Here is a 16,916-nt window from a genome sequence, read left to right as displayed (position 1 = left end):
TCCTTCGGGTGCTCAGAGAACCGATCCTCACCGCTTTCCAGCTGTGCGTCGATCGAGGCCGGTGAAAATCGACACGCCTCGTCTGACCAGGGCGGCGATCGGATGTGACAGGGAATGCGCACCGTTCACGCCTTCGCAAGCCGGGTCACGCCGACGAACCGGCGGCCAGGGAGAAGTAGGCCTCCTCCTCCTGGTCGAAGTGGAGGATCAAAACGGCGTACAGGCCGTAGAGGCAGGCGCGCAGGTCGTCGAGCTGCTCCGGGCGCGGCCCGCCGGCCTCGATGAGGGCGAGGTGACTTCCCAGGCGTCGTGCCAGGCGTTCGATCTCGGCATGCGCCCTGCTCATGGTCATCACGACCTCCGGGCCGCCCAGCACCTGCCCCATGGCCGGATACAGCCGCTGTTCCTCGGCCCGTTCGTGAGGCAGCAGTCGCTCGGTGAGGAATGCTTGGACCTCTCGCAGCCGATCGAGTGACGCCGTGGGCGGGACCCTGCCCAGCTCGTCGGCCGTCTCGCGGATCAGTTCCAGGGTCGGCCGCAGCGAGGAGTGCTCCATCTCGAAGCGGCGCAGCAGGGATTCGGTGGCGGAGTCCATCAGCGGCCGGGTTCCCCGCGTGGGACGCAGCGCCCGTAGCGCGTTGAGGATCACCGCGATGTCGATGCCCTCCTGCAGGAGGGCGCCGGCCGCGGGCGGCAGGGCTCCGGCCGCGGCCACCACCATGGCCAGCAGCGACAGCGCCATCCCGGTGGCCGCGCTCTGTACGGCGATGCGCCGGGAGCGGCGGGCGACGTCCATCGCGTCGGCGAGCCGGTCCAGGCGGTCGGTGGTGAGCACCACGTCCGCGGCCTGGGTGGAGGCGGCGGACCCCCGTGCCCCCATCGCCACTCCGACGTCGGCCGCCGCCAGGGCCGGGGCGTCGTTGATCCCGTCGCCCACCATCACGGTCACCGCGCCGGTCGCCTCCCGCCGTACCGCCTCGACCTTGGCCGCGGGGGTCTGCTCGGCGAGCACCTGGTCGATGCCGAGTACCACGCCCACGCTCTCGGCGACCTCGGCCCGGTCTCCGGTGAGCATGACCACCCGCTCGATGCCCGCGGCGCGCAGCCGCCGCAGCGTTCGCGCGGCGTCGGCCCGGATGGCGTCGCGGAGCAGGATCACCCCGGCCGCCCGGCCGTCCAGCGTCACCCAGACGGTCATGGCCCCGTCCAGCGCGGCCCGCGCCCGCTGGATCCGTTCCCACTCCGAAGACGAGGAGGTCGTCGCCTTGCCGACCTCTATCCGGTGCCCGTCCACCACCCCCGTGGTGCCGGTGCCCGGCCTCTCCTGGATCTCGGCCGGTTGCGGCAGCTCGGCACCGCGCGCGCGGGCCGCGTCGACGATCGCGGCGGCGAGCACGTGCGACGACATTTGATCCACCGCAGCGGCCAGGCGCAGCACGTCGTCGGTACGGACGCCGGGCGCGGCCACGACGTCGATCACCCGGGGCCGGCCCGCGGTCAGCGTCCCGGTCTTGTCCAGGATGAGCGTGCGTGCCTGGCCCAGCCGCTCCAGTGCTCCACCGCCCTTGACCACCACGCCGTGCCGTGCCGTGCGAGACAGCCCGGAGGCGATGGCCGCGGGTGCGGCGAGCAGCAGCGGGCAGGGGGTGGCGACGACCAGTACCGCGACGGCCCGTACCGGCTGGCCGGACAGCAGCCAGGCGGCCGCCGCCAACAGCAGGGTGACCGGCAGGAACCAGGTCGGCGAGCCGTACGACGGGGGCGCTGTCGGTCTCTGTCTGCCGCGCCAGCCGCACCACTCCCGCATAGGCGCTGTCGGCCGCGGTCCGGGTGGCCCGCATGTCGAAGGCGGCACCGGCGTTCACCACGCCGCTGCGCACCCCCTCCCCCGCGGCGTACTCCACCGGTACCGACTCCCCCGTCAGCGCCGACTCGTCCAGCAGCGCGAGATCGCCCACCACCGCGCCGTCGACGGGGACCATCTCCCCGCTGGGGACCAGCAGCAGGTCGCCCGGGCGAACCTGCTCGACCGGCACGAGGTCCGGCACCCCGTTCTCGTAGCGCCGGGCCGAGTGCGGTGCCCGTTCGTACAGGGCGGTCAGGTCGTGGCGGGCCCGGCGCAGGGCGTGCTCCTCCAGTGCCCGCCCGGTGGCGAGCATCACGCCGATCAGGGCACCGGCGAGGTACTCCCCCACGGCGAGCGCTCCGGCCAGGGCGAGGACGGCGATGGCGTCCACACCCATCCGGCCGCTCCGCAGCGCCGACACCACCCATCCCGCCGCGGGCACCAGCGACACGCCGGTGACCACCGCCCACACGATGTCGGCGGCCGCCTCCGCGCCGGTCAGGCGGAGCGCGAGACCGGCCAGCAGTCCGGCCATGGTGCCCACAAGAAGGGCGATGGCCGATAAACGTCCCATTTTCCCAGCCTCCTGGCGAGCCGTGCCGGGATCAGGACCTTCGGCCGGTGGACAATGCGACGATCACGATCGGCGCGGCCACACGCCCGGCCAGGGCCAGGGAGACCGATCCGAGCAGCAGCCCGGTGAACCCGCCCAGCCCTCGGCCGCCCACCACGATCTGCTCGGCGCCCTCGGCCTCACGCTGGAGGATCTCCGTCACCCGGCCCTCCCGCAGCGCGACCTCCACCTCCAGGTGGGGTGCGCGCCCGCGCATCACGGCGACCGCGCTCCCCAGCGCCCCCTGGCAGTACTCGGTCACGGAATCCCGGAAGCCGGGCGGGGTCTGCAGCGGGATGTCGTAGGTCCACGGTTCGCACACGTACCCGATCCGCAGCGCGCACCTGCGCCGTACCGCGTCATCGGCGGCCCAGGCGACCACGCCCTCCGCGGGGGCCGAGCCGTCCGTGCCCACCACCACATGCGCCGTCATGTCGTCGCCCCCTCGGACTCCCCCTCCATCCGACCGCGTGGCGGCGTTCCCCGCAGCGGACCAACGACCCCCTCACCAGGGACTTCCGTCCCCTGTCGCGGGCCGTTGCCCGCGGAATGGGTATCGTTGGTCACAGCAGACCGTGCCGTCTCCCCGGCCCGGCTGGGAAGATCGAGAGGTCTTCCTGGACCGGCGTCCTCATCGTATGACGATCCCCCTCAGGTATGGATTTCCGTACCGTCAGCGTGTTGCCAAGGAATCAGTTGAGCACTCCCTGGGCCAGGACGAAGGCGGCCACGGCGAGGACGAGGTAGGCGAACCAGCGGCGCAGGCGCTCGGCGTCCAGGTGACGGCCCAGGCGGGCGGCGGCCAGCGACCCGATCACCGCGGCCACCGTGAAGGCGCCGATGAGCGTGCGGTCCAGGTCGGCGCCATCGGCGTGGGCGACGAACCCCGCCGCCGAGTTGACCACCACGATGAGCAGCGAGGTGCCGACCGCGGCCGTCATCGGCAATCCCAGCGCCAGCACCAGGGCCGGGATGATGAGGAACCCGCCGCCGACGCCGAACAGGCCGGTCAGCGCGCCCACGGCCGCGCCGGCGGCGACGGACCTGGGCAGGCAGCTGCGCCAGTTCACCCCGCCGCCGGGCAGCGCGCAGGCCCCGCCGGCCGGGGCGTCGCCGGCCAGCATCCGCCAGGCGGCCACCGCCATGAGCGCGGCGAACCCGATCAGGATCGCCTGCGGGGGCAGCATCCTGTTGATCGCGGCGCCCCCGAACGCGGCCAGGGCCCCGGCGCCGCCGAACACCACGGCGATGCGCCAGCGCACCTGTCCCGCCCGGATGCGAGGCAGCACGGCGGTGGCCGAGGAGACGCCCACCACCAGCAGCGAGGCCGGCACCGCCGAGGCCGGCGGCAGGCCCACCCCGTACACCAGGGCGGGCAGCGCCAGGATCGATCCACCGCCGCCCAGCAGCCCGAGCAGGATGCCGATCAGCGCGCCCAGGCCGAGCGCCGCCGTCAAGAGGTCGCCTCCCGTTGCGCCAATTGGCCCAGTACCGCCTCCAGGCCGGGCCGGCGGGGGCCTCGGTTGTAGGGGAGCCTGGCCAGCAGCATGCCCATCGCGCAGGTGTTGGAGAGCGCGGCGAAGGTCAGCCCGCCACCGATCGCGGCGGCGAGCCATTTGGCCGGCGGGAACAGCGTGCTGGCCAGGATCGAGGTCAGCACGAGGGATCCGGCCACCAGGCGCACCTGGCGTTCCAGCTCCCAGCGGGCCCGGCCGGTGCGGAGCGGCGCGCCGGCCTCCTGCCAGGCGAGGATGCCCCCTTCCAGGAGGCGCGGGGCCGCCTGTCCGGCTCCGGACAGGGCCGCCGCGGCCTGCGCGGCGCGCTGCCCGGAGCGGCAGACGAGCACCACCTGCTCCCGCCGGGGGCCGCCGAGGTGGGCGCGCAGCCGTTCACGGTGCTCGCGCAGCAGATCCAGCGGCACGTTGACCGAGCCGGGGATGTGGGCGGTCTCGAACTCACCGGGGGTGCGCACGTCGATCAGCCGGGGCGTCTGCCCGGAGTCCATCAGCCGGCTCAGGGCGGCCGTATCCAGCGTGGCGGGTGTGTCGTGGCCGGTCATGAGGTCTCCTCGATGGTCAGGCCGCTTTCGGCCGCCTGGGGGTAGTCGTCGTCGATGTGCACGACCCGGCGGCCGGCACGGGCCAGCAGGCTGCTCGCGGCGGCGGCCCGGTAGCCGGAGCCGCAGTGCACCCACACCGTCCCGTCCGGGATCTCGGCCAGGCGGTGTGGTAGTTCGGGTAGCGGGAGGTGCGTCGCGCCGTCGATGTGCCCGGCGCGCCATTCGTTGCGCAGCCGTACGTCCAGCACGACGTCGGGGGCGGGCAGATCGCGCACGTTACGGCCGTCGCGCACGGCGGCCAGTTCGGCGAACGTGGCGACGGTCAGCTCACCCAGCCTGGCGCCGTCGCCACCGGCCCACTGCTCGGGGGTACCGGTCGCGGCGGCGGCCGGACGGTCGATGCCGATGCGCGCCAGCTCGCGCTGGGCGGCGGCCACCTGCTCCGCCGATTCGCCCAGCAGCGTGATGGACGCCCCCCAGGGAGCCATCCAGCCCAGCCAGGTCGACATCGGGCCGTCCAGGCCGAAGCTCAGCGTTCCGGCCAGGTGCCGCTGGGTGAACGCCTTGCGCGAGCGCAGGTCCACCACCCATTCACCGGCGTCGATACGCGCGCGCAGCCCGGCGGCGTCGGCCCGCCTCGCCGGGGTCAGATCGACCAGGTCCGCACCGGCGGTGTTCCTGGCGCCCATGTGGGCGTAGTAGGCGGGGTAGGCGTCCAGCCCGGCGAGGGTCTGGGTGACGAAGTCGTCGGCCTCCAGCCGCAGCGCCGGGTTGGCGCCACGCTCGCGTCCTATCGTCGAGGATGAGGCGTCGGTCTGGGTGGCCGAGCAGAAGCTGCCGAACCCGTGGGTGGGCCAGACCTGCGTACCGTCGGGCAGCAGGTCGGCCAGCCGTCGCGCCGAGGCGTGCTGGTGCTGGGCCAGGACGTGGGCGTGCCGGGCGCCGAGCAGGTCCGTGCGGCCGGTGGTGCCGAACAGCAGCGACCCGCCGGTGAACACTCCCGTCGGCCCGCCGGGACCGCCGAGCACGTAGGACAGGTGGTGGAAGGTGTGCCCGGGGGTGGCCACCGCGGAAAGGCGCATCGACGGTGACAGCACCATCTCGTCGCCGTCGCTCACGGGCACCCGGTCGAAGGCGACCTCGTCGGCCGCCGCCACCAGATAGGCCGCGCCCGTCAGCCTGGCCAGGGCCAGCCCGCCGGAGACGTAGTCGTTGTGCAGGTGGGTCTCGGCCACGTGGGTGACGCGCACGCCCAGCCGGCCGGCCAGGGCCAGGATCCGGTCGATGTCCCGTTGCGGGTCGACCACCAGCGCCACCCGCCCGTCGTGGGCCAGATAGCTGCGGTCCCCCAGCGAGGAGGTCTCCACCACCACTGTCTCGATCGTCGTCATCATCGCCTCTCACTTCGTCGTTGTCGTCTTCGCCGGTAGGTGAGGACCGGCCGGGCCCGGGTTTCAGGCCGGTCGGCGAGCTCCCGCCGGATGTGTGTCCGGCGTCGCCGCGGCGGCCCGCCCGGGACCGCGTCACGGAGGGCGTTCACCCCACTTCGGTGCGAATATACCCAGGGGGGTATCCTCCGGATAGAAAAATGCCATGCCTCCCATCGCGTCCCGCCCACCGCGCGGCGGGCGGGACGCGATGGGTCACGACAGGGCCAGGAACAGTTTCTCCAGCCGCTCCTGGCTGATCGGCGGCTGCTCGCCGCGCTCGCGCGCCATCTGGCACTGCTGCATGCCCGTCGATATGATCTTGAATCCGGCCCGGTCCAACGCCTTGGAGACCGCCGCCAGCTGGGTCAGCACCCGCTCGCAGTCGTCCCCGTTCTCGATCATCGCGATCACTCCGCCCAGCTGCCCCTGGGCCCGCTTGAGTCGCGTCAGCGCGTCCGACAGGACCGTCGCGTCCATCTCCATCCCGCCTCACCTCCGCCCCCAATATACCCCCGGGGGTACATGGGTGCGGTGTGAAAGACCTCACGCCGGCGGTCCGAAATGACCGGTGAACCAATCGCGGGCGAGGGCGGCGACGCTTTCGAGTGCCCCCGGCTCTTCGAACAGGTGGGTGGCGCCGGGGACGATCTGGAGCAGGCTCTCGCAGCGCAACCGTTCCTGCGCGGCCCGGTTGAGGTCGACCACCATCCCGTCGGCACCTCCCACGATCAGCAGGGTCGCCGCCCGCACCTCGGGCAGCCGCGGCCCGGCCAGATCGGGCCGCCCACCCCTGGAGACGACGGCGGCGACCTCGCAGCCCGGCTCCGCCGCCGCCCACAGCGCGGCCGCCGCTCCGGTACTCGCTCCGAAGTAGCCGACAGGAAGGCCCGCCGCCCAAGGTTGCTCGCCCAGCCAGCCGGTCACCCGGACGAGCCTTTCGGCCAGCAGCCCGATGTCGAACACGTTGCCTCTGTCGGCCCCCTCCTCCAGGGTGAGCAGGTCGAACAGGAGCGTCCCCAGACCGGCGCCGTTGAGCACGCCGGCCACGTACCGGTTACGCGGGCTGTGCCGGCTGCTGCCGCTGCCGTGCACGAACACCACCACTCCCCCGGCGCCTTCCGGGACGACGAGCTGACCGGGCAACCCGACCTGCCCGGCGTCCACCAGGACCTCCTCGTCGCGGCCCGGCGAATCGGAGGTCGCGCTCCCGTCGCGCTCCCCCGCCGCGGACGCGGCCCTTCGGAGCAGCTCGGCCACCTGCTCATCGGTGGTCTGGGAAAAATTGATGTACCAGACGCCGACCGCCAGAAGGCGTTCCGGTGTCCGCAGGCAGACCACCTCGTCGGCGACCTCGCGCAGGCTCGCGATCGTCTCCGGTGACCCCACCGGCACCGCCAGCACCACCCGTGAGGCGCCCCGCGCCCGGGCGACCTGGCAGGCGACACGCGCCGTCCCCCCGGTGGCGACCCCGTCGTCCACCACGATCGCCGTGCGGCCCGTCAGGTCCACCGGAGCGCGGTCGCCGCGCAGTTGGCGCGCGCGGCGCAGGACCTCGGCCCGCTCGTACTCCTCCACCTCGGTCGTCTCCGCGTAGGTGAGCTCCGTGAGCAGCACGATGTCGTGATTGATGACGCGGACCCCGCCCTCCCCCACGGCGCCGAACCCGAGTTCCGGCTGGAACGGCACCCCGAGCTTGCGGACCACGATCACGTCCAGTGGCGCGTCAAGGGCCCGCGCCACCTCGAACGCCACCGGCACGCCGCCCCTGGGCAGACCCAGAACGACCACTTCCTCATCAGCACCGACAGACCCGCGTAACCGCTCGGCCAGCCGCAGGCCCGCATCCTGACGATCGGCGAACACCACGCCCCCCCTTCCGACGCCCCGCGCACCTCCGCTCACCTGCGGAGCCTCGAGATCACGTCCGCGTCCGGCTTCGCCGGGCAACCGGCCGCCCATCGGTCGCCGCGGCCCTCCTCACAGCCGACGGCGAGACCTCACCCCCAACAGCCAATGTCAGCCGCCGGGGCGTCCCGGCGCCAGGGCTGAAGGCCCCGGTTCGCAAGGGCGAAAGACCCCGGTTCGGAGTCCCATATAGGAGAACAACCGGCCAGGCGGACCCATTTCACGAGTATCGGCCCGCTTCCCAACCGCTGTCGGAGCGCCGCTCCCCCGGGGATTCACGGGGATGAAGGCTCAGGACACGATGCCGCCCTCGCGCTCTTCGAGCACGCGGCCGTTCTCGTCCACGATCAGGTATTCGAGCTCGCAGCCGATGCCCGCCTCGCCACAGGCGGCGATCAGAGCCCTCAGGCGGGCCTCGGCCTCGGCGGCCGTCGCCTTGAGGGTGCCGGACAGCAGGTAATGGGACTCCTGGTCACGACGGTTCACGGGCTGGGCGTAGACCGAGATGATCTCGCTGTCGTAGTCGATCTCCCAGCCGAAGAAGTGGAGCGCGACGCGGACCGGGCCACCGGCCCAGATCTCCAGGACGCGCGCCATGGTCATGTGGTCGTCACCGTCCAGAACCCCGGCGTACTCGACGTACTCGATGTCGGCCATGGTCACGATCATCACATAGGGAGGGGCCGGCCAGCTGAAACCGGGACGGCAACGGCGTTGAACGCGTACCGCGGACCTCCCTGAAGGCCGAACACCGCCAATGACAGGACTTTAGCCCCTAACGTCCCCGGTACGCCGACGGGCAGCCTGGGAGGCATGAAGCTCGACTCGGCAGGCCTTGAAGTGCTTTCCCGGCCGGAGTGCCTCGAACTCCTGGGCTCGGTCTCGATCGGACGGATCGTGTTCACCGACCGTGCCCTTCCGGCCGTGCAGCCGGTCAACTTCGTCCTCGACGGCGAGACGGTGGTGATCCGCACCACCATCGGCTCCAAGCTCGCCGCGGCGGCCCGCGACGCGATCGTCGCCTTCGAGGCCGACGACTTCGATCCGTCGGCGCGCACCGGCTGGTCGGTCACCGCGGTGGGGCCCGCGCGAGCCGTGTACGAGTCGCGGGAGATCGAACGCCTGGCCCGGCTGCCCCTGACCACCTGGGCACCGGCAAACCGGGACCACTACATCCTGGTGCAGACGGGCCACCTCACCGGCCGCCGCATCTCGCCCAGGCCCGTCGACGACCAAGCCCGGTGAGGCCGTGTTCGACCGGCGTCCGGTGACCGTCACCGACGAGGTGGCGATCGTCCATGGGCGCACCGCCTATCCGGACCGCACATACAGCGACCTGTGGGTGATCCGGCTTGACGCCGATGACCGCTGCCGCGAGTTCAACCGGGTGCTGGATGAAACACCCCGCCCCCGCGGCAGGGTGAACCGGCCGGGCACGGCCGGTCTTCCGAGGTGGCAGACGCGAACCGGCGCCGCTGAGCGTCCTGTGAGGTGGCGGGCGCGCACCCGGCCGCGCCGGCGAGCGCCGCCGTACGGGCGGCCAGGTGCGTGCCGCCCGTACGGCGGATGACGTTCCGGGGTCTCAGCGCCTGGCGCCCGCGTCGGCGATCCGGTCCGCGAGCTCGCCGTGCCGCTCCCGGAGTTCACGCTTGAGGATCTTGCCGCTCGGGTTCTTCGGGAGCGCGTCGACGAACGCGAACGCCTTGGGAACCTTGAACGGCGCCAGCCGCTCACGGGCGTGCGCCCGCAACTCCTCCTCGGTGACGGCCGCACCGGCCTTGGCCACCACGATCGCGACGACCGCCTCGATCCAGCTCGGATGCCTGACCCCGACGACCGCCACCTCGGCGACGGCGGGGTGTTCGTAGATCGTCTCTTCGACCTCGCGGCTGGCGACGTTCTCCCCGCCGGTCTTGATCATGTCCTTGATCCGGTCGACGACCGTGAGGTAGCCCTCCTCGTCCACGGTCCCCAGATCGCCGGAGTGGAACCAGCCGCCGCGGAACGCCTCGGCGGTCTTCTCCGGGTCGTCGAGGTATTCGAGGATGGCGTGCGGGCTCCGGTGGACGATCTCCCCGATCTCACCGGCGGGCACGTCCCTGCCCTCGGCGTCCACGACACGGGTCTCCACGTTCAGAGCGGCCTGACCGGCGGATCCGGCCTTGCGGATCTGGTCCTCGGGCTGGAGCATGACGGCGACGGGCGCCATCTCCGTCTGGCCGTAGAAGTTCCACAGGCGCACGCCGGGCAGCCGCTCGCCGATCTCCCGGAGCACCTCCACGGGCATGATCGCCGCTCCGTAGTAGCCCTTGCGCAGCGAGGAGAGGTCGCGCCTGTCGAAGTCCGGGTGGCGCAGCAGGGCGATCCAGACCGTGGGCGGCGCGAAGAACTTGGTCACCCGGTGGCTCTCGATCGCGGCGAGCACCGCGGCCGGGTCGGGTCCGGGCAGGATGACGCTGGAGGCTCCGAGCTGGATGTCGGGCACCAGGAAGCAGTGCTGCTGCGCGCAGTGGAACAGCGGCATCGAGTGCAGCTCGACGTCGTCGCGGTCCATGCCGCCGTCGATGACGCAGCTGCCGTACTGGGCGATCAGCGCGGCATGGGACAGCACCGCGCCCTTGGGGCGCGACTCGGTGCCCGAGGTGTAGAGGATCTGGGCCGGGTCGTCCGGCGCGATGGGCACCGCGGGCTCGCGGGAGTCCCGGTGGTCCAGCAGGGCCGAGAACGGCTCCCAGTCTCCGGTCGCCTCGCCGTAGACGATCCGTGTCCGCAGGCGGTCCGTCGCCTTGATCGCCTCTTCGGCGACCGGGAGGAGCTCATCCTGCGCGATCAGGGCGACGGCGGAGGAGTGACCGACGACATATCCGACCTCCTCGCCCCGGAGCATGAAGTTGATCGGCACCAGTACGGCACCCGCCCGGGCGACAGCGAAGATCGTCTGGACGTACGCGACGCTGTTGCGCGAGAGCACCGCCACCCGGTCGCCGGGGCCCACCCCTCTTTCCAGGAGCGCGTTGGCGATCCTGCCGGCGTCCTCGTCGAGCTGGGCGTAGGTACGGCTGCTCACGCCGTCCGACACGGCGAGCCGGTGGGGATGACGCCGGGCGGACCGGCGAAGCAGGTCGGCCAGCGATTGACGGCGGGCGAGCGCGACATCCGCCCGCTCCGGGGCTCCGGCAAGAGACATGGGCTTCTCCAGAGTGTCTGCTACAGACAAAACTTCTGGTAAGCGTAGCGATATCCGCCCTTTCGCGGCGCACAGAGGGGTTTGACCGGCGACTGCCACCCGCACACGAAGCTGCCGGGTGGCGGGGAGATCCCCGCCACCCGGCAGACTCTTCGCTCAGCGGACGGTTCAGCGCAGGTTGAACAGCCGGGTGCCGGTCTGCTTGAGGCGGTTGCCCTCGGCGTCCCGGGCTTCGGCCTTCAGGCTGACCACGGCCTTGGTTCCGACCGGCCGCGGCGGCCTTCCCGCAGGCGCGAGCCGAAGGACCGCAGGACGGGGCCCAGGGCGCCGTGGCGCGCGACTAGAGCGGTACGCTCCAGGTCAGGCTGGTGCCCCCCGTCTCCGGCGAGACGATCTCGAAGGAGCCGCCGAGCAGGGCCGCCCGCTCCTGCAGGTTGCGCAGGCCGCTGCGCCTGCCGTCGCCGGCCAGCCCGACGCCGTCGTCCCGCACGACGAGGGTGAGCCGGTCGTCCAGCGCCTCGACGGAGACGTCGATCCTCCCGGCCCTGGCGTGCCGTACCGCGTTGGACAGGGCCTCGCGCAGCACCGCCAGCAGGTGGTCGGCGACCTCGGGCGGCACGCGGTTGTCAAGCTGCCCGTCCATCCGCAGGCCGGGCATGAAGCCCAGGTGACCACGGGCGCCTTCCACCATCTCGACGATGCGGGCGCGCAGGCTGGGGGCGCCGTCCCCGCTGGGCGTCTGAAGGGCGAAGATGGTGGAGCGGATCTGGCGGATGGTCTCGTCGAGCTCGTCGATGGCGCCCTTCAGGCGGCCGGAGGCCTCCGGTCTCTCGACCAGCCGGACCGTGCTCATCAGCGTCATGGCGACGGCGAACAGCCGCTGGATGACCACGTCGTGCAGGTCCTTGGCGATGCGGTCGCGGTCTTCGAGCAGGCCCAGCCGTTCGGCGTCCTTGCGGCTCTCGGCCAGCTCCAGCGCCACCGCCGCCTGGGCGGCGAAGGCGTGCAGGGTACGCAGCTCCGACCGGACGAACGGGATGCGGCCCGAGCGCTTGCCGAGTGACAGCACGCCGCGCGCGACACCCGCCGCGCCCAGCGGGACGGCCCCCACCGGGCCCATCGGCAGATGATCGGAGAACACGCTCCGCAGTCCGGTCTCGTCCAGATCGTTGACCATGAGGGGCTCGCCGCCGGCGAAGGCCCGTCCGGCCAGGGAGCCGGCGACCTGGATCTCCACCTGCTCCAGTTGCCCGGCGTTCTCGCCGTCGGCGATCGCCACCCGTAGCAGCTGCCCGCCCGCCTCCGGCAGCAGGATCGCCACGACGTCCGCGCCGGTCATCTGACGGGCGCGCCTGGCCATCAGGGTGAGGACCTCCTGGGGGTCCGCGCCGGACAGCAGGCTGGTGGTGATCTCCGAGGACGCGGCCAGCCACGTCTCCCTGCGGCGGGTCTCCTCGAACAGGCGGGCGTTCTCGATCGCCACACCGGCCGCGGTGGCCAGCGCGACGACGATCGCCTGGTCCTCCTCGTCGAACTCGCCGCCGCCGCGCTTCTCGGTGAGGTAGAGGTTGCCGAACACCTCGTCGCGCACCCGGACCGGCACCCCGAGGAAGGAGCCCATGGGGGGATGACCCGGAGGAAAGCCGTAGGACTCGGGATGGTCGGAGATGCGCGCCAGGCGCAGCGGTCGCGGCTCCTTGATCAGCAAACCGAGCAGGCCGAGGCCGTGCGGCCAGTGCTCGACCCTGGCGATCTCCTCCTCGCTGAGCCCGACCGGGATGAACTGCACCAGCGTGTTCTCCTGGCCGACCACGCCCATCGCGCCGAAACCGGCGTCCACCAGCCTGGTCGCGGTCTCGACGATGCGGCGCAGCACCGTCTCCAGGTCGAGGTCGCTGCCGACCGCCACGACCGCCTCGAGCAGGGCGTGTACGCGGTCGCGGGTGGCGAGGACCGCTTCGAGCCGGAGCTGCAGCTCCGACAGCAGTTCATCCAGCCGCATGTTCGGAAGCAGGGGGTGGGAGTCGGTGTCTGCCATGTCCGGGAGTCTCGCACCAAGACGGCAAAACGCCCACCCCGATCATGGAGTGGGCGTCTCGGCGGCCCGGTTACCGCAGGACGGGGTAGTTCCGCACCAGGGAGGTGTTGCTCCACCACCTGCCGATGCCGAGGGTGTCACCGGCGCCCGCCATCGCCAGCCCGGCGAGCACGACGATGTAGACGATGTGGTCGTCCATGAACGGGTTGGTGGCCAGGGGCAGCTCGGCGGCCCACATCAGGATCAGCATCAGGCCCCCGGCGACGGCGGCGATCCGCATGCCGGCCCCCAGGATGAGGGCGGCGCCGACCCCGAGCAGGCCGAGCATGAACAGCCAGTCGACCCAGGCCTGACCGGCCAGGCCGGAGAAGAGGCCGCCGAGGGCGTTCTCACCGGTGCCCTTGAGGAACCCGGTCGTGGGGCTGCCACCGGCGATCCAGGCGCGGTCGGCGGGGGTGGCGAACCCCCAGCCGAAGGTCTTGTCGAGGAACGCCCACAGGAAGATCCATCCGATCGAGATGCGCGCGATCGCCCAGACGTAGTCGACCGGACGCGTCGCCGCCGGAGGGGTGACGTTCGTGGCGGACTGCTTGGAGGGAACGTCCCGACCGTGCGTGGTGGCCATGACGGCCCCTTTCGGTAGTGTTTCGCGGTCTCTGTTGTGTCTTCATCACATCGTTTTCCGGGGCCGCCGCGCAGTGCCGTACGGCTCGCGCCCGGACTGCGAAGGTCATCGCGTTCATGGGACCTTCGGCCTCTCGCCCTCGTCGAACCCTGGCAGGGTCCCGCCAGGACCCTGCCAGGACCCTGCCGAGCCCCCTGTTAAGACCTGACGACGGCGACGGAGCAGCGGGCGTGGTGCAGGACACCCCGGCTGACCGAGCCCAGGAACAACGAGCCGAGGGCACCGCGGCCGTGGGAACCGACGACGAGCAGGTCGCAGGTGTCGGAGGCGTCACTGAGAGCCTCGACCGCGTGGGCGCGGCGCACGTCCTCGATCACCTTCACCTCGGGGTACCTCTCCCGCCACCCGGCGAGCCGGTCCGTCATGACCTTGTCGTGGGCGGCGCGGAACTCGTCCATGTCATAGACGATCTCCGGGGCGTAGATGTGCACCGGCACCTGCCAGGCGTAGAGGGCGCGCAGGGTGCTGCCGCGTAGCCTGGCCTGCTCGAAGGCGTAGGCGAGGGCGGGCTCACAGGCGTCGGAGTCGTCGAGGCCGACCGTGATCTCGCCGTGTGCCCCGGCCCGGCCGGGACGGACGACGACGACCGGGCAGTGCACGTGACCGGCGACGTGGACGCTGACCGAGCCGATCACGGCTCCGGCGAACCCGCCGAGCCCCCTGGTCCCGACGACGACCTCCGTGGCGTCCTTTCCCTGCTCGCGCAGGACCAGCGACGGCGGTCCCTCGATCAGCGTGGTGGTCACCTCGATGCCGGGCTGCCGGGAGCGGGCCGTCTCCTCCGCGGCGGCCAGCACCTTCCGGGAGGACTCGGTCACCGCGTCCTCCCATTCGGGGGCGGGGAACTTGGGGATGTCGTTCGGCCAGCGCTGCACGGCGGTGACGATGCGCAGCGGCAGGCCCATCCGGGCGGCGTCGTCGGCCGCCCACTCGATGGCGGCGGTCGCGTTACTGGAGCCGTCGGCTCCAACAATGATCAGATTAGACATGGGTCCTCCTTATTCCCATCTGACCTTCGCTAAACCTGCCGCGCCCAGGGCCGGAAGTCCCTTCCGGCCCGCGTGACGGCAGGGCCTTTCGTCACCCGCGGCGGAACCGGACGGCGCTGTGGCGTCGAGGACACGCGACAGGAAACCCCGTCTCCCGGTGCCGGCGACGTCCGCCGAGCGGGTCAGCCGCGGGTGAGCACCACCTTGAGCGCCCCGGTCTCCTGCGGGTGGGAGAACACCTCGTAGGCCTTCTCCATGTCGTGCAGCGCGAAGCGGTGGGTGACGAACCGGCCGCCGTCCAGCAGGCCCGCCTCGAGCATGCTCAGCAGCGTCGGCGTGGAGTAGGTGTCGACCAGGCCGGTGGTGAAGGTGAGGTCGCGTGCCCACAACTCCTCAAGGTGCAAGGTGACGGGCCTGCCGTGCACGCCGACGTTGGCGACGTGGCCACCCGGCCTGACCAGGCGGGCGCAGAGCTCGAAGGTTTCCGGCACGCCGACGGCCTCGATGGCGACGTCGGCGCCCAGGCCGCCGGTCAGCTCGGCCACCTCCTCGGCGGGATCACCGCCCGCGCCGATCACCACGTCGGCGCCGAAGCGGGTGGCCGCCTCCAGCCTGGCCTCGGCCAGGTCGACGGCGATGATGCGGCTGGGGCTGTAGAGCCGGGCGGTGGTGATCGCGGCCAGGCCGATCGGGCCCGCGCCCACGACGACCACCGTGTCGCCGGGGGTGACCCTGCCGTTGAGCACACCGACCTCGTAGGAGGTGGGCAGGATGTCGGCCAGCATGAGCACGGCCTCGTCGCCGATCCCCTCGGGCACGAGATGGGTCGAGGTGTCGGCGAAGGGAACACGTACGAACTCGGCCTGCGTCCCGTCGATGTGGTGGCCCAGGATCCAGCCGCCGCCGCCCAGACACTGCCCGTAGGAGCCCGTACGGCAGTAGCGGCAGCGCCCGCACGCCGAGACGCACGAGACCAGGACGCGGTCGCCTGGCTTCAGCGCGACCCCGGCGCCGACCTCGGTGACCGTGCCGACCGCCTCGTGTCCCAGGATCCGGCCCGGCTCGACGGCCGGCACGTCCCCTTTGAGGATGTGCAGGTCGGTGCCGCAGATCGTCACCGCGTCGACGCGGACCACCGCGTCCGTGGGCGCCTGGATCCCCGGCTCGGGGACCTCCTGCCACGATCTCCTGCCGGGTCCCCGATAGACCAGCGCTTTCATGATCCACCCCTTCGTCTCTCGCCGCCGGTAAGCGGATGTCGCCCTCTCCGGCCGTCCGGTCAGGTGTGCCGGGGTGCCGCGACGGCGGGTGTCACGACCAGCGGGCAGACGGCGTGCTGCAGCAGCGAGTGACTGACCGAGCCCAGCAGCAGCCCCGCGAGGTCCCCGCGGCCACGTGACCCCACGACCAGCAGATCGGCCTGTGCCGAGGCGTTCTTCAGCACATCCACCGGATGCCCCTGCTCCACCTGCTCGGTGACCGTGACATCCGGATAACGCTCACCCCAGCCGGCCAGCGCCTCGGCCAGCAGCCGCCGCTCCCCCTCGGCCGTCTCCTCGGCGGACGCCAGGGCGAACGGCCCCCCACCGACGACAGGCTGGTTCCAGGCGTGCACCGCCCGCAGGTCGGCACCGCGCAGGGACGCCTCGGCGAAGGCGAACTCGATGGCCGACACGCCTGCCACGGAGCCGTCGACTCCGACGACCACCTCACCGCCCGACCGCGCGGGCGTCCTCCGTATGACGGCGACCGGGCAAGGGGCATGCCCGGCCACGCCCAGCGCGACCGACCCCAGCAGCATGCCGGAGAAACCATCCCGGCCGTGACTGCCGACCACCAGGAGGTCGGCGTCCCGCCCGGCCTTGATCAGGACGTCCCTGGGATCGCCAGGCAGCAGCGACGACTCCACCTTGACCCGGCTGTCCTCCTCGCGGGCCCGGTTCAGCGCGTCCGTCAGCATGGACGTGGCCCCGTCGCGCATCCACCGGCCCACGTCGGCGTACGGAGCGTCCTCGGCCATCTCCAACGGCCAGGCCACCATGACGTGCACGACGCGCAACTCGCTGTCGCGTAGCCCGGCCTCCCGCACGGCCCAGCTCACGGCCTCAAGCGCGGCCTGTGAACCGTCGACTCCCACCAGGATCATATTGTTCCCCCTTCGAAC

The 16,916-nt window shown here is 72.0% G+C and carries 15 protein-coding genes and 1 pseudogene; 1 reads left to right on the top strand and 15 read right to left on the bottom strand.

Annotated elements, in window-relative coordinates; all coding sequences use genetic code 11:
* Positions 1–145: 145 nt before the first annotated feature.
* The 9 genes and pseudogenes from ABT130_RS09600 to ABT130_RS09560 all read right to left on the bottom strand — a co-directional run bounded on the left by ABT130_RS09600 (position 146) and on the right by ABT130_RS09560 (position 8,510).
* On the bottom strand, positions 146–1,807 hold the full coding sequence (locus ABT130_RS09600) for a heavy metal translocating P-type ATPase (RefSeq protein ID WP_350954295.1): 1,662 nt from the start codon (positions 1,805–1,807) through the stop codon (positions 146–148).
* Positions 1,808–1,844: 37 nt separating this feature from the next.
* Positions 1,845–2,159: pseudogene (locus ABT130_RS09595) on the bottom strand (P-type ATPase actuator domain-containing protein); the annotation flags it as partial.
* A 292-nt stretch (positions 2,160–2,451) separates the two neighbouring features.
* Entirely contained in the window at positions 2,452–2,892 is a 441-nt protein-coding gene (locus ABT130_RS09590) for a universal stress protein (RefSeq protein WP_350954293.1), read from the bottom strand.
* A gap of 259 nt (positions 2,893–3,151) precedes the next feature.
* Positions 3,152–3,916: a sulfite exporter TauE/SafE family protein gene (locus ABT130_RS09585; protein ID WP_350954291.1), complete on the bottom strand. Its 765-nt coding sequence runs from the start codon at positions 3,914–3,916 to the stop codon at positions 3,152–3,154.
* On the bottom strand, positions 3,913–4,518 hold the full coding sequence (locus ABT130_RS09580) for a rhodanese-like domain-containing protein (RefSeq protein WP_350954289.1): 606 nt from the start codon (positions 4,516–4,518) through the stop codon (positions 3,913–3,915). The genes ABT130_RS09585 and ABT130_RS09580 overlap by 4 nt, the downstream gene beginning before the upstream one ends.
* On the bottom strand, positions 4,515–5,912 hold the full coding sequence (locus ABT130_RS09575) for an MBL fold metallo-hydrolase (protein WP_350954287.1): 1,398 nt from the start codon (positions 5,910–5,912) through the stop codon (positions 4,515–4,517). Before ABT130_RS09575 ends, ABT130_RS09580 begins: the two co-directional genes overlap by 4 nt.
* 249 nt (positions 5,913–6,161) lie before the next feature.
* Entirely contained in the window at positions 6,162–6,431 is a 270-nt protein-coding gene (locus ABT130_RS09570; protein ID WP_030914234.1) for a metal-sensitive transcriptional regulator, read from the bottom strand.
* Positions 6,432–6,491: 60 nt separating this feature from the next.
* Positions 6,492–7,811, bottom strand: a complete 1,320-nt coding sequence (locus ABT130_RS09565; protein WP_350926020.1) for a phosphoribosyltransferase family protein — start codon at positions 7,809–7,811, stop codon at positions 6,492–6,494.
* Positions 7,812–8,144: 333 nt separating this feature from the next.
* Entirely contained in the window at positions 8,145–8,510 is a 366-nt protein-coding gene (locus tag ABT130_RS09560) for a hypothetical protein (protein ID WP_350954285.1), read from the bottom strand.
* A 156-nt stretch (positions 8,511–8,666) separates the two neighbouring features.
* Here ABT130_RS09560 and ABT130_RS09555 point away from each other — a divergent pair, with 156 nt between their 5' ends.
* Positions 8,667–9,098, top strand: a complete 432-nt coding sequence (locus ABT130_RS09555; RefSeq protein WP_350954283.1) for a pyridoxamine 5'-phosphate oxidase family protein — start codon at positions 8,667–8,669, stop codon at positions 9,096–9,098.
* Positions 9,099–9,435: 337 nt separating this feature from the next.
* Here ABT130_RS09555 and ABT130_RS09550 read toward each other — a convergent pair whose 3' ends face one another.
* The 6 genes from ABT130_RS09550 to ABT130_RS09525 all read right to left on the bottom strand — a co-directional run bounded on the left by ABT130_RS09550 (position 9,436) and on the right by ABT130_RS09525 (position 16,898).
* Complete coding sequence (locus tag ABT130_RS09550; RefSeq protein WP_350954281.1) at positions 9,436–11,040, bottom strand: fatty acyl-CoA synthetase; 1,605 nt, start codon at positions 11,038–11,040, stop codon at positions 9,436–9,438.
* Between the two features lie 340 nt (positions 11,041–11,380).
* Positions 11,381–13,078 (bottom strand): sensor histidine kinase, encoded by a 1,698-nt coding sequence (locus tag ABT130_RS09545; RefSeq protein WP_350954279.1) that lies wholly within the window; start codon positions 13,076–13,078, stop codon positions 11,381–11,383.
* Positions 13,079–13,148: 70 nt separating this feature from the next.
* Positions 13,149–13,703, bottom strand: a complete 555-nt coding sequence (locus tag ABT130_RS09540; RefSeq protein ID WP_350954277.1) for a DoxX family protein — start codon at positions 13,701–13,703, stop codon at positions 13,149–13,151.
* A 197-nt stretch (positions 13,704–13,900) separates the two neighbouring features.
* Complete coding sequence (locus ABT130_RS09535; protein ID WP_350926006.1) at positions 13,901–14,752, bottom strand: universal stress protein; 852 nt, start codon at positions 14,750–14,752, stop codon at positions 13,901–13,903.
* Positions 14,753–14,934: 182 nt separating this feature from the next.
* On the bottom strand, positions 14,935–15,972 hold the full coding sequence (locus ABT130_RS09530; RefSeq protein ID WP_350954276.1) for a zinc-dependent alcohol dehydrogenase family protein: 1,038 nt from the start codon (positions 15,970–15,972) through the stop codon (positions 14,935–14,937).
* 59 nt (positions 15,973–16,031) lie between these two features.
* Entirely contained in the window at positions 16,032–16,898 is an 867-nt protein-coding gene (locus ABT130_RS09525; RefSeq protein WP_350954274.1) for a universal stress protein, read from the bottom strand.
* Positions 16,899–16,916: the final 18 nt, after the last annotated feature.

Source organism: Streptosporangium sp. NPDC001681 (assembly GCF_040298085.1).
Classification (GTDB): Bacteria; Actinomycetota; Actinomycetes; order Streptosporangiales; family Streptosporangiaceae; genus Streptosporangium.
This window is presented reverse-complemented; position numbering and strand designations above follow the sequence as displayed.

Excerpts from the sequence above, each read along its gene's own strand:
- ABT130_RS09600 (WP_350954295.1), bottom strand. The coding sequence starts at position 1,807 with ATGCGGGAGTGGTGCGGCTGGCGCGGCAGACAGAGACCGACAGCGCCC.
- ABT130_RS09570 (WP_030914234.1), bottom strand. The coding sequence starts at position 6,431 with ATGGAGATGGACGCGACGGTCCTGTCGGACGCGCTGACGCGACTCAAG.
- ABT130_RS09535 (WP_350926006.1), bottom strand. The coding sequence starts at position 14,752 with ATGTCTAATCTGATCATTGTTGGAGCCGACGGCTCCAGTAACGCGACC.
- ABT130_RS09550 (WP_350954281.1), bottom strand. The coding sequence starts at position 11,040 with ATGTCTCTTGCCGGAGCCCCGGAGCGGGCGGATGTCGCGCTCGCCCGC.
- ABT130_RS09530 (WP_350954276.1), bottom strand. The coding sequence starts at position 15,972 with ATGAAAGCGCTGGTCTATCGGGGACCCGGCAGGAGATCGTGGCAGGAG.
- ABT130_RS09540 (WP_350954277.1), bottom strand. The coding sequence starts at position 13,703 with ATGGCCACCACGCACGGTCGGGACGTTCCCTCCAAGCAGTCCGCCACG.
- ABT130_RS09545 (WP_350954279.1), bottom strand. The coding sequence starts at position 13,078 with ATGGCAGACACCGACTCCCACCCCCTGCTTCCGAACATGCGGCTGGAT.
- ABT130_RS09555 (WP_350954283.1), top strand. The coding sequence starts at position 8,667 with ATGAAGCTCGACTCGGCAGGCCTTGAAGTGCTTTCCCGGCCGGAGTGC.
- ABT130_RS09575 (WP_350954287.1), bottom strand. The coding sequence starts at position 5,912 with ATGATGACGACGATCGAGACAGTGGTGGTGGAGACCTCCTCGCTGGGG.
- ABT130_RS09590 (WP_350954293.1), bottom strand. The coding sequence starts at position 2,892 with ATGACGGCGCATGTGGTGGTGGGCACGGACGGCTCGGCCCCCGCGGAG.
- ABT130_RS09580 (WP_350954289.1), bottom strand. The coding sequence starts at position 4,518 with ATGACCGGCCACGACACACCCGCCACGCTGGATACGGCCGCCCTGAGC.
- ABT130_RS09525 (WP_350954274.1), bottom strand. The coding sequence starts at position 16,898 with ATGATCCTGGTGGGAGTCGACGGTTCACAGGCCGCGCTTGAGGCCGTG.
- ABT130_RS09560 (WP_350954285.1), bottom strand. The coding sequence starts at position 8,510 with ATGGCCGACATCGAGTACGTCGAGTACGCCGGGGTTCTGGACGGTGAC.